This window comes from Chloroflexaceae bacterium, from assembly GCA_025057155.1.
In the GTDB taxonomy this organism is placed as follows: Bacteria; Chloroflexota; Chloroflexia; order Chloroflexales; family Chloroflexaceae; genus JACAEO01.
This window is the reverse complement of the sequence record JANWYD010000008.1, coordinates 1-13,452: the sequence shown is the minus strand read 5'-3', so window position 1 is coordinate 13,452 and position 13,452 is coordinate 1. Positions and strand designations below refer to the sequence as shown.

Here is a 13,452-nt window from a genome sequence, read left to right as displayed (position 1 = left end):
CCATACGCTTACAGCCCGGCGATCTGGCGGAAGGCCTTGTCGTACTTATCGCTCACCTCTTTGGCCCAGGCGCGGAGCTGCGGGCTCATCGGGCGGCGCAGCAGCACCTCTTGATCGGTGAAGACGATTTCGACGATCTCCTCCTCTCCCAGACCTACGGCGCGCAACCACCCCTGCACCACCGGGGGCAGATTCTCACGCTCGACCGTGAACGATCGGGGCATCGGCATACTCCTTGCATCGGACTTTCCGACGACGACACGGACGCTGTCGCAGCGCCGCCGCTCCAGATAAACCGCCTTGCCTTATCCTACAACACCCCGCCACATCTCCAAAATCCAAAATCCAAAATCAGGATCACTCTTCGCGTTTCCGCATATGGGGAAAGAGGATCACTTCACGGATGTTCGGCTGGTCGGCCAGCACCATCATAATCCGATCGATCCCCATTCCCAGGCCGCCCGTCGGCGGCATGCCGTAGAGCAGGGCGTTGAGAAAATCGGCGTCCATCTGGTGGGCCTCTTCGTCTCCGGCGGCGAAGTCGCGGCCCTGTTCCAGAAAGCGTTGTTCCTGGTCGAAGGGGTCGTTCAGCTCGGTAAAGGCGTTGCCCACTTCCATCCCGGCGACGAAGGCCTCGAAGCGTTCGGTAAACGCGGGATCGTCAGGCTTGCGTTTCGCCAGCGGCGAAAGCTCCACCGGGTAGTCGAGAATAAAGGTCGGCTGCACCAGATGGGGTTGCACATACTCGCTGAACAACTCATCAACCTGTTTGCCCCAGGTCGGTTTGGGTTCGAGCTTCAGATGAGCCGCTGCAACGGCCTCGCGCAGGGCGCCGAGGGTGCTCGCCTCGCGGATGTCAATCCCGGTTCGCTCAATGATCGCCTCGGCCATGGTCATGCGCGCCCACGGGCGCGCGAAGTCAAGCTCCTGGCCTTGATAACGCACGCGCGGCGAGCCGGTGGCGGCGATCGCCATCTCGCGCAACAGTTCCTCGACCAGCAGCATCATATGGGTGTAATCGGCGTAGGCCTGGTAGCACTCCATCATGGTAAACTCGGGGTTGTGGCTCCGGTCAACGCCCTCGTTGCGAAAGTTTTTGCCGATCTCGTAAACCGCGGGGTAGCCCCCGACAATCAGGCGCTTCAGGTAGAGTTCGGTGGCGATGCGCAGGTACAGGCCCTGGCCGAGAGCGTTATGGTAGGTGGTGAACGGTCGCGCCGCGGCCCCCCCGTAGATCGGCTGGAGCACCGGGGTTTCCACTTCGAGGAAGCCCCGCGCGTCGAGCACGCGCCGCATTGCGGTGATGGCCCGCGCCCGGGCGCGAAAGGTCTCGCGCACGTCATGGTTGACGATCAGATCGAGGTAGCGCTGGCGGTGGCGCTCTTCGACATCCTGCAGGCCGGCCCATTTTTCAGGCGGGGGATTGATCGCCTTGGCCAGGAGCGCCAGTTCGCTGACGAAGAGGGAGGCTTCGCCCGTTTTGGTGCGGCGGAGCGTGCCACGGGCCTGCACGATGTCGAAGGTGTCGAGTTCGTCGCGGAAACGCTCGAACCAGACCTCGCCCAGGTCGGCCCGGCTGATCCACAGTTGCAGCGTCCCCGTGCCGTCGTCGAGATGGGCGAAGGCGATCTTGCCCATGATGCGGCGCGCGCCCAGAATGCGCCCGGCGATGGTTACCGGCGCCGCGGCGGCGGCAAGTTCGTCGAAGCGCGCCAGCACTTCGGCCACCTGGTGGGTAGGCGCGGCGCGGGGAGGATACGGATCAATGCCCGCGGCGCGCAGCCGTTCCAGTTTGGCGGCCCGCTGGGCCTGCAGATCGTTTAGCTCCATAAGCGCGTTTCGTCGAAGACAACAGGTAGCAACGCCGACGCGGCACACTCGCCTCATTATACCATCGCTTGCGCCTGTCGCCGCGCAGGTCTGGACCATCAGCCAGGCGCGGCGCATGGCCCTGGCCCTCGGCGCGGGCGCGCTGACGGCCATCGGCGGCGCCCTGCTCCTCGCCCCGAGCCCGGAGCCTGATGCGGCGACCCTGCGCTCGCTGCTGCCGCGTTCGGTGACGACCCCGATCGCCATGGGCGTGGCCGAACCGATCGACGGCGAGCCGTCGCGCACGGCGGCGCTAGTTATCCTGACGGGCATAATCGGCGCGCTCATCGCCGATGACCTGCTCAGCCTCCTGCGGGTCGAAGAGCCGGCCATTCGCGGCTTCGCCATGGGCCTGGCCGCTCACGGCATCGGCGCCGCGCGGGCCCTGCACCTCCACGCCGAGGCGGGCGCCTTCGCCACCCTGGGGATGATCCTCAACGCGGTGCTGACAGCGGCGCTCCTGCCTGTCCTGGTAAACTAACGCCAGTAACTGTTGATAGCGATAGCATCTCTATGCAGGGATTCCATCTACGGCGATCCACAATCCGCAATGGCATAGGCCCCTGAGAATAATTCCAGCGCAGACTGCGCTGCGTTGGAATTGCTCTCAGGGGCCAGAAACTTTTGACAGGTTCGTATTAGTGGTCTGTAAACATAGTTTTTCGCTCAACCCCTCCCCCTCCCAACCCTCCCCCGCTGGGGGCGGGAGAGCGGCGCCTCCCCCCGTTGGGGGAAGCCTGGGAGTGGGGCGGAAATGCAAGGAAACTTCGTTCACAGATAATCCGTTTCGCCGTCGAATGGTTGCTGACATGCGCCTGGGCAGTACAGATCACGGTCGCCCCCCGCGTTTCGGTCCACCGGCCCAGGGCGGCGGGCCATCGAAGGCGCAGTCGCGAATGTTCAGCGTCTGGTTCGGGGTCTCAATCCGGCAGGCGTCGAGGTCAATGCCGCGACGGTTGCCGGGCGGTCCCATCCAGTCAATCTTACCGGTAGCCTTCACCGGCGTGCCGGTCGGGATGCTGATCCGCTGATACCACGGCGGGCCGGCGTCTACAATAATCTGGCCGGCGCCGTCATCAAGCAGGAATTCATTCATGTCAATCGCCGTCCTGACCGTCCCGGAAAGGGTGACCACCTGGCCCAGAAAAGCGCTCGGGTTGCTCTGGATGTCGGCAATCGTCGGGTTGTTGCCCTGTGCGGCCACGGGCCAGGCGAACTCGATTGTCACAAACAGGATCAGGAACGTAATGCGCATGAGATATTCCTGAGTTCTAGATGGATTTCTGCGGCGTGTTCACCAGACAATCGTGATCGTCCTGAGGAAGGCGACCTTGCCGCATTGCGCTTGCTCGGACCGGGGTTATGCGACCAGCCGCAGCCGCCAGTAACTATACGAACGGTATGCTACTATGCTATGCCACACCAGCAGAATGTGAGATGCTGAGGAGGAAGGTATGCAACGCAAACGCTGGAGCGAACTAAGCCCGACCACGCGGCGGCTCATCCTCGTGCTGGGCAGCATCCAGGTGAGCCTGCTGGCCGCAGCGCTGGTTGACATCGTCCGCCGGCCGCAGGAGCAGATCCGCGGCAACAAGTGGCTCTGGGCCGGAGTGTCGTTTATCAGCTTCGTCGGGCCAATCGCCTATTTTCTCTTCGGCCGCGAACGGCGTACCGGCCAGGTCGCCTGAGGAGCAGGCCACACCTCCACACCTCCACAGACCGTCTGTGTGGAGGTGTGGAGAAGCCGAAACGGTAGCAAAGGCGACCCTGAACCGCTACGTCACCCGCGTGCCGCAGTTGGGGCAGAACATGGCCGTTGCCGGCATCTGGAAGCCGCAGACGCCGCACTGCTTCGTGGCGGGGGCGCCGGGAGGCGGGCCGTAATCAATCGGCGCCGACTGCCTCGGAGGCGGCGGCGGGGGCGGTTCGACGTAGACCTCCGCCTGCGCCTGCTTCAGTTCCTCTTCCTTCATGACCAGCGCCGAGCGCAACTGATCCACCGCCGCGCTCAGTTCCGCCAGGGTGGCTGACTGGATCTGGCCGGCGCGGAGCAACTCGTAGGCCCGCTGGCCCAGTTCGTTCAGCTTTGCGTCTATCTGGCGACGCAACTCATTCGCTTCGCTCTGCAGGCGCGTGGTCCGCTGGAACTTCTCGGCCTCGAACCTGGCCCGGTCAACGCTCTGGGCGATGGTGCGGCTAATCTGATCTAACAAACCCATCGGGACGCCTCCTTGGACGTGCTGATCGCGCGCGCGTCTGCGCGTGGTTGCCAATAAGACGCGCCGGTGAGCACCGGGGATGCAGCTACCGTTATTCTAGCACACCGTCCCTCCGATGCCCCGTAGTAAGTCCCACGGCAAGCAAGCACGTAAGTACTATGGACGGCTCGAAACCGGGTTCGTACCATAGCAGTGGCAGGTATGCGTCGCTCCTGTCATCCGGAACAAGCCTGCCAGTGTTTGAGGTTTTCCCCTATGGAACACTTCCCCGTTGTTGAGGCTGCCAGAGGGCTGGTCGTTTTGCTGGAACGTCACAGTGCTGCGTTTCCCCAACTCGGTGAGGAACTCGAACGACACCGGCGCCTGAGCGACACCCTGGCCGAGCAGCGCGCGCGCTGCGCGCAGGCGCTCACCGCCTGGCGCGCCGCCCTTGCCCGTCGCTGGCAGTGCGAAGTCGCCGCCCAGCGGATCTACGCCGATGCCCGGCGCAAGTTGCGACGCTACTACCACGACAGCCCCGCCCATGCTCGCGTGCTTGCCCCGACCCACGCTGATCACGCCTACACCGCCAGCGCATTGTTGCAGGAGGTGCTCCGCCTCGCCGCGACCCTGGAGGTGGTCGCGCCCCTTCCGCCTTTCGCCGCCGAACTGCGCGCCGAGCTGCGCGCCGCCGCCGATGATCTCGCCGCGGCGATTGAGCAGACCGCAGATTGGGAAGTTGAGTTGCGTCGCCAGCACACCGCGGAGCGGATGGCCGTGCAGATGGCGTTGCAGGCAAGCGAACGCAGTCGCCGCCTGCTCAGCCAGTATGTCGGTGATGAGGTTTGTTGCTGAATACGGCAATCCAAAATCCAAAATCACACTACACCGTTCCAACCGATGGAGCAAGTGAACTGAGCTGGGCGCGCAGCGCGGCGATGCGCGCCGTGTTGCCGCGCTCCTCACCGAGGGTCGCCAACTGATGCTTTTTCTGCGCCAGTTCAGCGCAGGCGCCGTAGAAGCGCCGCCACGTTTTGCCGCGCATCCGCGCCCGCGCCTGCCGGCGGATCGAGATCGCCGTGCGGTAGTGCGCCTCGCTGATGATGCCCAGGTCCACCTCCTCGCGCAGGTAGACGCGCATCCAGCGCCGTTCGCGCAGGATTTCCCCGATCACGATCCCAAATACCACCAGCCAGCTTACCCAGTCCACCATCAGGGTGGCGACCAGGCCGCCCAGACTGCCCGCCAGAACGGTGGCCATGGCGTTGTGCAGGGCGTGGAGGAACACGGCGATGGCCCATCCCAGCAACGGGGCGATGACCCTGATGGGCCAGCGGGGACTCAGGCGCGCCACGGCCAGGCCGATGCCGATGAAAGCGGTGTAGACGGCGTGGCCCCATCCGCCGAGGATGACCCGCAGGACAAACAGCGCGATCATGCCCGGATAGCCGTCCTGGACATATCCCCCCAGGTAGAGGTAGAGCACGTTCTCGGTGGCGGCAAAGCCCAGGGCGGTGATCGCGCCGTAGACCATGCCATCGAGGATCGAGTCGAATTCGTGGGGAAAGGCGACGAAGATTATCGCGACGGCCAGGCCCTTGAGGGTTTCCTCCACCAGCGGCGCAACCAGGGCGGCGCCGGTCAGGTCAATCAGGAACGGGTCGTTGATGAAGATCTCGAAGCCTAATTGGAGCACGGCGCCCCAGATGATTGCCCCGGTAGTTGCGACAAAGGCTCCCCAGCCAAAGGCTCCGACGAGCAGTCGCAGCGGTTCTTTCTCGAAGCGATCAAGCCAGTAGACAATCGCGGCATAGATCAGGGCGGGTACGAAGCTGAGCAGGACGGCGATCAGAAAGGGCATAGGGCGCTTCTCCGGGAGAGGGACGTAGCGGCGAGGGTGCCCTCATAGCACCCCCTTGGTGCTGGGAACGGCGCTGGCCAGGCGCGGATCATGGCGCGTGGCGGCGTCGAGAGCGCGCCCGAGGGCCTTGAAGAGGGCCTCGACCTTGTGGTGGTCGTTGTGGCCGTAGAGCACCCGGGCGTGCAGGTTCAGACGGCCATGGATGGCGATGCTTTCGAGCAGATGGGCGATCAGGTCGGTGCCGAGCTGGCCGACGCGGGGGGTGGCGAATTCGGCCTGCACCACGCAGTAGGGTCGCCCGCCCAGGTCTACGGCGACGAGGGCCAGGGACTCGTCCATAGGCACGAAGCTATGGGCGGTGCGCACGATGCCGCGGCGCTCGCCGAGGGCCGCGTCGAGGGCGCGCCCCAGGCAGATGCAGGTGTCCTCGGCCGTGTGGTGCTCATCAACGTGCAGATCGCCGCGGGCGGTCACGCTCAGGTCGAACAGGCCATGCTTCGCCCAGAGGGTCAGCATATGGTCGAGAAAGCCGATGCCGGTATTGACGGCGGCCTGACCGCTCCCGTCGAGGTTGAGGCTGAGACTGATCTCCGTCTCGCCGGTGGCCCGTTCAATACTGGCGGTGCGCGGCGCTTGCATAGGTTCGGCCCCCCTACTCGGCTTTGCGCCGGAGACTGCGCGCGCTGCTGAAGCCATCAGGGTAGCGGCGACGCAGGTTTTCGATATTCTCCCGCATCGCCTCGCCGAGGCGCCGGTCAGGCGCGTCACGGGCGAGGGCGACGTACCAGAGTGCGTCGCCGAGTTCGGCGCGGAGCGCGCCCTCGTCCAGAGGATGGAGGTGTCTCTTGAGGGCGTCGCTGAATTCGCCGGCCTCGCCGGCGAGGCCCAGGGCGGCATTGAGCAGGCGCGCGCGCTCGTCGCGCCCCGGGGCCTCGCTGCGCAGGGCCAGGCGCCGGCGCTCATTGGCGTCCATCGTTGTTATGCTCCAATCAGGCGCAGCACCTCGTCGAGCACGGCGCCGTTGGCCCCGATGCCCTCGCCGCCCTCGATGGTCGGCGCGCCCTTCCAGTCGGTGAAGCTGCCGCCGGCCTCGGTGAGAATGGGGAGCAGCGCGGCGGCGTCCCAGACATTCATCACCGGGTCGAGGGCCACCTCGGCTCGCCCGGTGGCGACCAGCATGTAGCCGTAGCAGTCGCCCCAGGTGCGAAACAGCCCTGCGGCGCCGAGGATGCGGGCGAACGCTTCGGCCTTGCCGTAGCGCTCGTAGCCCTCCGCAACGGTGGCCACCACCAGGCTCTCGCGCAGGGTCTTCACCGTCGAGACGCGGCATGGGCGCCCGTTCCAGGTGCAGCCCAGGCCGCGCGCGCCAGCGACGATCTCGCCAAGGGCCGGCATGTGCACCACCCCGGCCACCGGCTCGCCCTCGCGCAGGATGCCAATCATCACTCCGTAGAGCGGCACGCCATGGATGAACGATTTCGTTCCGTCAATTGGGTCAAGCACCCAGCGATAGGTCGCTCCGGGGGGGCCGCTGAGGCCCTCCTCTTCACCGAGAACGGCATGGTTGCGGTAGCGCCCCTGGATGGCCTCGCGCAGATAGGCTTCAGCCTCACGGTCGGCCACGGTGACCGGGGAGGCGTCAGTCTTGCGCTCTACCACCAGGTCGCGCTGGAAGTGACGCAGGGTGATCTTTCCAGCATGGATGGCGATCTGGGTGGCAAAATCGAGCAGTTCGCGCAGTTCGGCGCCCATGGGTCTCTCCTTAGGACTCGAGCCGCCACCAGTGTACCATGCTCGTGCGATTTCGGATTTTGGATTTCGGATTTCGGATTTTGGATCTGGCTTCGCAGCGGGACCTGGCGGCGAGGGGCGCGCCGTCCATCCAACAGCGACCGCCATCAGTTGGTAAGAAAGTACTCGTCACGCGGCAACAGGTCGGTGTTGATCTCGCCATGGCGCGGCGTTTCCGGCGTCCAGAACGTCGCCGGCTGGGAGCGGATGAAGGCGCGCACCAGTTCGGGATCGATCCCGCCCCGCTGGAGGTGGGAGCGCACTGCCGGCTCATCGAGGCGGCGCAGCAGCGCCTCCGGCTCGTAGGCGACCGGCTCGTTGCTGCCAAGCAGCATAAAGTCGCCAATCTGGACGCCGTAGGGAAAGACCTGGCGGAAGGTGACGCCGGTGCGCCTGGTGGGCATCCACTGGGCCATCAGCCCGCCCGCGGCCAGGCGCGCGCGCGCCTGTTCAAAGAACTCGCGCGAGTAGAGCAGGCCGCTGCCCGCGCGCCAGGGCTGGATGGCATCGGCCTGGATCACATCGAAGCGCCGGTCGGAATGGGCCAGGGCGCGCCGTCCATCGCCAACCTCCAGGCGGTAGCGGGGATCGCCAAGCAAGGCCTGGAGCGGCGCGCTGGCCGTTTCCCGGGCGAAGGTCGTCAGCGCCGGAAGCTGCGATCCGATCAGTTCGACCGCCAGGATGCTCTGCGTTTCCGGGCGCAGACCCGCGCTGTAGGGGGTGCCGCCGGAGCCGATCCCGATGATCAGCATCTCGCGGGGATGCGGATGCGCCAGCGCCGGCAACGCTCCGAGGATGACGTGCACATCGAGGAACGGCACTGCGCCTTGCTCGTTGCCGCTGGAGTACAGGACAGCCTGTTCGCCGCGGCTGATGATCGCCGTAACGCCGCTGGAGTCCTCCACCACCGTCGCCCCGGCCTGCCCGCTGCCGTGCAGCGCGGCCCAGAGCCGGCTGTTCGATGGCATAAGGGCGATGAGCGCAGCGAGCGCCAGGGCCAGGGCAAGGGGGAACGCGCAGCGGGCGCCTCCCGGGCGCGGGAAGGCGCACGCCAGCGCCCCGAGGGCGAACCCCAGACCGACCAGGGCGAAGATAACCAGCACCCCGCTCGTGCCGAAGGCGTCGAGGAGGATGGTGCCGGTGAGGGTGGCCCCGGCCACGTTGCCGAGCAGGTTCGCCATCTGGAGCAGGCCGACGTTGCGCCCGACGCTGCCCGTCTCGGTCTGCACCGCCTTTTGCACGAAGGGCAGCGTCAGGCCGATCAGCAGATTCGGGGGCAGCAGCAGCGCCAGCGGCAGGAAGGCCAGCAGAGACACAGACGCGCCGAAGGAAGAGACAGCCATCGCGGACGGCGCGCTCAGGCGGGCGGCGAGGGCGGAGAGGGCCAGAGCCGAGGCGAGCACGTAGAGCATCACGGTCGCCTGGGTCAGCATGAACCACGGGCGAGGATCAGCGGCGCGCCGCACCAGGCGGGCCCCGAGGGCCGTGCCAACCCCGTCGCCGAGCAGCACCAGGGCCACCAGAATGGCGAAGGTGTAGGCGAAGGACTCCAGCGGCACGCTGAGGAGACGGAACCAGACCACCTGCAAGCCAATGGCGAGAAAGCCGGAGACAAAGACGAGCGCGCTCCAGAACCACAGGCGCGCCGAGCGGCCGCCCGGCGCGCCCTGCCGCGCGTGCCGGCGGCCGTCGCCAGCGGCGAAGGCCGGCGCGACAACCAGCGCCGCCGCCCCGACCACGGCGCTGAGCACGGCCCCGGCATACGAGGCGCCATCGAAGCCCAGCGCGCCGACGAGCAGGCATCCGCCCACCAGCGCCCCCAGGGCCGCGCCGATGATATTGATCGCCTCCAGACGCCCGATGGTCTGCGGCGCTTCATCAATCGAGCGCACCAGCGCCCGCGCCAGGAGCGGCAGCGACAGGCCCATCAGGGTGGTGGGGATCAGCAGGGTGAGGAACGAAGCGGTCATCAGACCCGCCAGACCGGCGGCCAGGGCGTGCAGACGCAGGAACAGCAGATCGTAGAACAGCAGGCGCGCCACGAGGGCGAAGGCGGCGATCCCCAGGTTGCATAGCCCGAACAGGCGCACCGCCGTCCGGCTGGAGAGCCGATCGGCGATGCCGCCGCCAATCAGACTGCCGGCCCCCAGCCCGGCCAGATAGGCCGCCACGATGATAGTCACCGAGCGCACGTCGGCGCCGGTGAACAGGCCCAGGAGCCGCTGCCAGGCGGTCTGATAGAGCAGGGCGCAGAACCCCGACAGAAAATAGATCCCCAGGATGATCGGCACTGCCAGGTTCCGCCGTAACGCGACAATCGCCGGGGGCAGGCTTCGAGGGTGGGTTGCAGACTTCATTGATCCCCGCGGGCAGGTGAAGCTATTCCGGATTGTGGATTTTGGATTTTGGATTCTGGATTGCCGTAAGCAGGGAACCCTGGTTGCCCTGCTGCCGGATCGCCGCCAGTCGTCTGCTATCTATGATACGCGAGGAGTATTACGAGCGTCTATCGAGAGTCAGGGTCAACGATAGATGCGCGGCGCCGGATAGGCCCGTCGGCGCCGGCGAGGCATGATCAGGGTAAGGGCCAGACCGGCGACGAAGCCGCCGATGTGGGCCCAGAAGGCGATGCCGCCCTCGGTGATCTGCCCCAGATCCTGAATCCCCAGAAAAAGTTGCATCACGAACCAGAATCCGATCCACAGGAGGGCGGGGACGCCGAAGACGCCAAAAATGAGCGAAAACGGCCAGATGAAGAGATTGACCCGCGCCGCCGGAAACATTAACACGTAGGCCCCCAGCACGCCGGATATGGCTCCACTGGCCCCCAGGTTGGGGATCGGCGAGAGCGGCCCGGTGACATACTGGGTCATTGTAGCGGCAACTCCGCACATCAGGTAGAACAGCAGATAGGGAATGCGTCCGAATACATCCTCGACATTATCGCCGAAAATCCAGAGGAAGAGCATATTGCCGAAAATGTGCCCGAAGCTCCCGTGCAGGAACATGGCCGTAAAAATGGTGGCCAGCACCCAGAGCGTGCCGCGTCCTTCCAGCCAGGCGGTAAGCTCCAGCGGCACAAAACTGAACCGCAGGGTGAACTCAATACCGCGCAGCAACTGAAGCGCGAACACGATGACGTTAATGATCACCAGCATGCGGGTGACAATCGGGGTGTGGTGCGTCGGGTTCTCGTCGCCTATGGGTATCACGCCTCCGCCTTTCTGCGCCGCGAGCGCATTAATCGTGAGCGATGTTTTCTGATATTGACTGCAGGGGCACAGAGGACGTAGAGAACCGCGGAGTTCGTCCGGGTCACGCATCTCTGCTTAAAGCGCGCCTGGATGACACGGCTGGCGGCTATCAGAGCACATCGTTCACCAATCACCGAGATGCTCCGGTCTCATTGTACACGGCGCAGGCGCGCCGGCAAAGCCTCGCCGGGCGCGACAGGCCAGGTTTCTCGCGCATGGGCTCAGGCGGGGCGTGCAGCTCCGCTCTTCCTGCCGGTTCGCGCGGCGGCGCCCGGCGCTTCGCCGGCGCCCTAGGTAGCGGGCACGAAGGCATTTTCGGCATCCCACAGCCGGGCGACGCGGGCCTGGCCGTCGTCGTCGAAGGTCAGGGCGTAGAGGTCAGGCAGGGTCATGCGCTGCTGGAAGGCGAAGTCCACCGTGGGGTCAACGTGCTGGAGAATGAGCGCCAGCAGGGCGCCGTGGGTGCTGGCAGCGATCTGCTGGCCGGCGTGGCGGCGCGCCAGGTGCTCAATGAGCGCGACGCCGCGCCGTTGCGCCGCGGCGTTGGATTCACCGCCGGGAAAGGCGTATTGGGGGTCGGCCCAGGTGACGGCTGTGGCCGCCTCGCGCTCCGCGTCGGGCACGTCGCCGAGCTGGCGCTCGCGCAGGTCGTCGAGTTCGAGCACCTCAAGGCCGAGGGCGCGGGCCAGGGGCGTGAGCGTCTGGCGCGCGCGGCGGGAGGGGCTGCTGTAGAGGGCAACGATGGGCCTTCCGGCGAGCAGCCCCGCCACGTGCTCGGCCCCGGCGCGCCCGGCCGCCGAGAGGGCGCGTTTGCCCTCCGGGGTGCGCACGGCGTGCGCGTGACGGATCAGGTAGATCGTGGTGGGCATGGGGAGTCTCCAGAAGGCAGTCAAGCTGACCTCGGTCCACAATCATTGTACCCCTCTTGCGAGGATTGAGGGGTGTGCGGAGGGAGCGGCGAGCAGGAAGCGGGAAGCGCGAGATGGGGGATTGTACGCCCTTAGCAGGGATTGAGGTTATTCGGACTGCCGGCATACCCGGCAAAGACTCGACGGGTGCAGGTTTTAATCCCCTCGCGGGGATTGAGGTTATTCGGACCTAACCTCGCTCCGGCTCGGCCAGGGTCACGTGACCTTAGATTTTAATCCCCTCGCGGGGATTGAGGTTATTCGGACGGGGGGGATTCGAGGGGCTTCCTTCGAGGGGCTTCCGTTTTAATCCCCTCGCGGGGATTGAGGTTATTCGGACATCATTGGAGCTGACGCGCGTCCAGCTCGACTGCGCGCGCAGTTTTAATCCCCTCGCGGGGATTGAGGTTATTCGGACCGTGGTCCAGGCACGACGCGAACAGGCGCATCGCCTCGGTTTTAATCCCCTCGCGGGGATTGAGGTTATTCGGACTCCACGTACTCCGAGACTGTTAATGATCGCGACCATTTGCTGTTTTAATCCCCTCGCGGGGATTGAGGTTATTCGGACGCAGAGCGAGCGGCACGTTGCTCAGCACACGCGTTTTAATCCCCTCGCGGGGATTGAGGTTATTCGGACTCCACGTACTCCGAGACTGTTAATGATCGCGACCATTTGCTGTTTTAATCCCCTCGCGGGGATTGAGGTTATTCGGACATTATCCTCTACCTCGCCTACGTCGCGGTCAAATTCATGTTTTAATCCCCTCGCGGGGATTGAGGTTATTCGGACCCGAGGGTGAGATACCCTCGGACGAGCTGGCGCGGGGGTTTTAATCCCCTCGCGGGGATTGAGGTTATTCGGACCCGCATCGCAGCGCACGAACGATCGTCGTTGCGCAGTTTGCGTTTTAATCCCCTCGCGGGGATTGAGGTTATTCGGACGGTATGAGGATGGATTATTGTAGCTGGGGGTGATGACGATGAGTTTTAATCCCCTCGCGGGGATTGAGGTTATTCGGACATAGCGGCGTGCCTGGGGGATATGCATACGCGGTATACGGTTTTAATCCCCTCGCGGGGATTGAGGTTATTCGGACAGCGCTTGGACCGCCGAGGACATCACCGCTCGGATTGCGTTTTAATCCCCTCGCGGGGATTGAGGTTATTCGGACAAATAGGATTAGAACGTAATGGAAAATATCTCCTCTCTCCGTTTTAATCCCCTCGCGGGGATTGAGGTTATTCGGACCATTCCTAATGCTCTGTCATGGACGGAGGTTCTCGCCGGGTTTTAATCCCCTCGCGGGGATTGAGGTTATTCGGACCGGGCGGCCTCCTGGCGATTTTGCCTGGCTCCAGCGCGGCGTTTTAATCCCCTCGCGGGGATTGAGGTTATTCGGACTGAGGTTTACGCGTACGCTCACCCGGCGCGTCCTTGACAGTTTTAATCCCCTCGCGGGGATTGAGGTTATTCGGACGCCCTGAAGTGCCAGGAAGAGCACACACCGAACCGCGAGAGAGTAAATCCAAACGCTGGGAAAAAGGTGATGAGGAAGGAAGAGGACGAC

14 protein-coding genes and 1 CRISPR repeat array are annotated in these 13,452 nt (G+C 64.9%); of the genes, 3 read left to right on the top strand and 11 right to left on the bottom strand.

Going from position 1 to position 13,452, the window contains the following annotated elements; genetic code table 11:
- Positions 1–8: 8 nt before the first annotated feature.
- Positions 9–224, bottom strand: a complete 216-nt coding sequence (locus NZU74_08425; protein ID MCS6881345.1) for a hypothetical protein — start codon at positions 222–224, stop codon at positions 9–11.
- 133 nt (positions 225–357) lie between these two features.
- Positions 358–1,830, bottom strand: a complete 1,473-nt coding sequence (lysS, locus tag NZU74_08420; GenBank protein MCS6881344.1) for a lysine--tRNA ligase — start codon at positions 1,828–1,830, stop codon at positions 358–360.
- Positions 1,831–1,945: 115 nt separating this feature from the next.
- Here lysS and NZU74_08415 point away from each other — a divergent pair, with 115 nt between their 5' ends.
- A complete protein-coding gene (locus NZU74_08415) occupies positions 1,946–2,350 on the top strand; it encodes an LrgB family protein (GenBank protein MCS6881343.1) in 405 nt (134 codons plus the stop codon).
- Positions 2,351–2,698: 348 nt separating this feature from the next.
- On the opposite strand, the gene NZU74_08410 is transcribed toward NZU74_08415, so the two are convergent.
- On the bottom strand, positions 2,699–3,124 hold the full coding sequence (locus tag NZU74_08410) for a hypothetical protein (GenBank protein MCS6881342.1): 426 nt from the start codon (positions 3,122–3,124) through the stop codon (positions 2,699–2,701).
- A gap of 199 nt (positions 3,125–3,323) precedes the next feature.
- On the opposite strand from NZU74_08410, the gene NZU74_08405 reads away from it, so the two are divergent.
- On the top strand, positions 3,324–3,557 hold the full coding sequence (locus tag NZU74_08405) for a PLD nuclease N-terminal domain-containing protein (protein ID MCS6881341.1): 234 nt from the start codon (positions 3,324–3,326) through the stop codon (positions 3,555–3,557).
- 87 nt (positions 3,558–3,644) lie between these two features.
- On the opposite strand, the gene NZU74_08400 is transcribed toward NZU74_08405, so the two are convergent.
- On the bottom strand, positions 3,645–4,088 hold the full coding sequence (locus tag NZU74_08400) for a zinc-ribbon domain-containing protein (protein MCS6881340.1): 444 nt from the start codon (positions 4,086–4,088) through the stop codon (positions 3,645–3,647).
- A 255-nt stretch (positions 4,089–4,343) separates the two neighbouring features.
- Between NZU74_08400 and NZU74_08395 the strand changes: the two genes are divergently transcribed.
- On the top strand, positions 4,344–4,922 hold the full coding sequence (locus NZU74_08395) for a hypothetical protein (GenBank protein MCS6881339.1): 579 nt from the start codon (positions 4,344–4,346) through the stop codon (positions 4,920–4,922).
- A gap of 28 nt (positions 4,923–4,950) precedes the next feature.
- On the opposite strand, the gene NZU74_08390 is transcribed toward NZU74_08395, so the two are convergent.
- The 7 genes from NZU74_08390 to NZU74_08360 all read right to left on the bottom strand — a co-directional run bounded on the left by NZU74_08390 (position 4,951) and on the right by NZU74_08360 (position 11,842).
- Entirely contained in the window at positions 4,951–5,928 is a 978-nt protein-coding gene (locus NZU74_08390) for a PrsW family intramembrane metalloprotease (protein ID MCS6881338.1), read from the bottom strand.
- A 42-nt stretch (positions 5,929–5,970) separates the two neighbouring features.
- Entirely contained in the window at positions 5,971–6,567 is a 597-nt protein-coding gene (gene hisB, locus NZU74_08385; GenBank protein ID MCS6881337.1) for an imidazoleglycerol-phosphate dehydratase HisB, read from the bottom strand.
- 13 nt (positions 6,568–6,580) lie between these two features.
- Entirely contained in the window at positions 6,581–6,901 is a 321-nt protein-coding gene (locus NZU74_08380) for a nucleoside triphosphate pyrophosphohydrolase family protein (GenBank protein ID MCS6881336.1), read from the bottom strand.
- A 5-nt stretch (positions 6,902–6,906) separates the two neighbouring features.
- Positions 6,907–7,680: an inositol monophosphatase family protein gene (locus NZU74_08375; GenBank protein ID MCS6881335.1), complete on the bottom strand. Its 774-nt coding sequence runs from the start codon at positions 7,678–7,680 to the stop codon at positions 6,907–6,909.
- Between the two features lie 146 nt (positions 7,681–7,826).
- Positions 7,827–10,076 (bottom strand): fused MFS/spermidine synthase, encoded by a 2,250-nt coding sequence (locus NZU74_08370; protein ID MCS6881334.1) that lies wholly within the window; start codon positions 10,074–10,076, stop codon positions 7,827–7,829.
- Between the two features lie 165 nt (positions 10,077–10,241).
- A complete protein-coding gene (locus NZU74_08365) occupies positions 10,242–10,931 on the bottom strand; it encodes a rhomboid family intramembrane serine protease (GenBank protein ID MCS6881333.1) in 690 nt (229 codons plus the stop codon).
- 332 nt (positions 10,932–11,263) lie between these two features.
- Positions 11,264–11,842 carry a histidine phosphatase family protein gene (locus tag NZU74_08360; protein ID MCS6881332.1) on the bottom strand — a complete coding sequence of 193 codons (579 nt, stop codon included), beginning with the start codon at positions 11,840–11,842 and terminating at the stop codon, positions 11,264–11,266.
- 44 nt (positions 11,843–11,886) lie between these two features.
- Positions 11,887–13,362: direct repeats of the CRISPR family, unit length 37 nt; unit sequence GTTTTAATCCCCTCGCGGGGATTGAGGTTATTCGGAC.
- Positions 13,363–13,452: the final 90 nt, after the last annotated feature.

Coding starts and splice junctions, on each gene's coding strand:
- NZU74_08425 (MCS6881345.1), bottom strand. CDS start 224: ATGCCCCGATCGTTCACGGTCGAGCGTGAGAATCTGCCCCCGGTGGTG.
- lysS (MCS6881344.1), bottom strand. CDS start 1,830: ATGGAGCTAAACGATCTGCAGGCCCAGCGGGCCGCCAAACTGGAACGG.
- NZU74_08415 (MCS6881343.1), top strand. CDS start 1,946: ATGGCCCTGGCCCTCGGCGCGGGCGCGCTGACGGCCATCGGCGGCGCC.
- NZU74_08410 (MCS6881342.1), bottom strand. CDS start 3,124: ATGCGCATTACGTTCCTGATCCTGTTTGTGACAATCGAGTTCGCCTGG.
- NZU74_08405 (MCS6881341.1), top strand. CDS start 3,324: ATGCAACGCAAACGCTGGAGCGAACTAAGCCCGACCACGCGGCGGCTC.
- NZU74_08400 (MCS6881340.1), bottom strand. CDS start 4,088: ATGGGTTTGTTAGATCAGATTAGCCGCACCATCGCCCAGAGCGTTGAC.
- NZU74_08395 (MCS6881339.1), top strand. CDS start 4,344: ATGGAACACTTCCCCGTTGTTGAGGCTGCCAGAGGGCTGGTCGTTTTG.
- NZU74_08390 (MCS6881338.1), bottom strand. CDS start 5,928: ATGCCCTTTCTGATCGCCGTCCTGCTCAGCTTCGTACCCGCCCTGATC.
- hisB (MCS6881337.1), bottom strand. CDS start 6,567: ATGCAAGCGCCGCGCACCGCCAGTATTGAACGGGCCACCGGCGAGACG.
- NZU74_08380 (MCS6881336.1), bottom strand. CDS start 6,901: ATGGACGCCAATGAGCGCCGGCGCCTGGCCCTGCGCAGCGAGGCCCCG.
- NZU74_08375 (MCS6881335.1), bottom strand. CDS start 7,680: ATGGGCGCCGAACTGCGCGAACTGCTCGATTTTGCCACCCAGATCGCC.
- NZU74_08370 (MCS6881334.1), bottom strand. CDS start 10,076: ATGAAGTCTGCAACCCACCCTCGAAGCCTGCCCCCGGCGATTGTCGCG.
- NZU74_08360 (MCS6881332.1), bottom strand. CDS start 11,842: ATGCCCACCACGATCTACCTGATCCGTCACGCGCACGCCGTGCGCACC.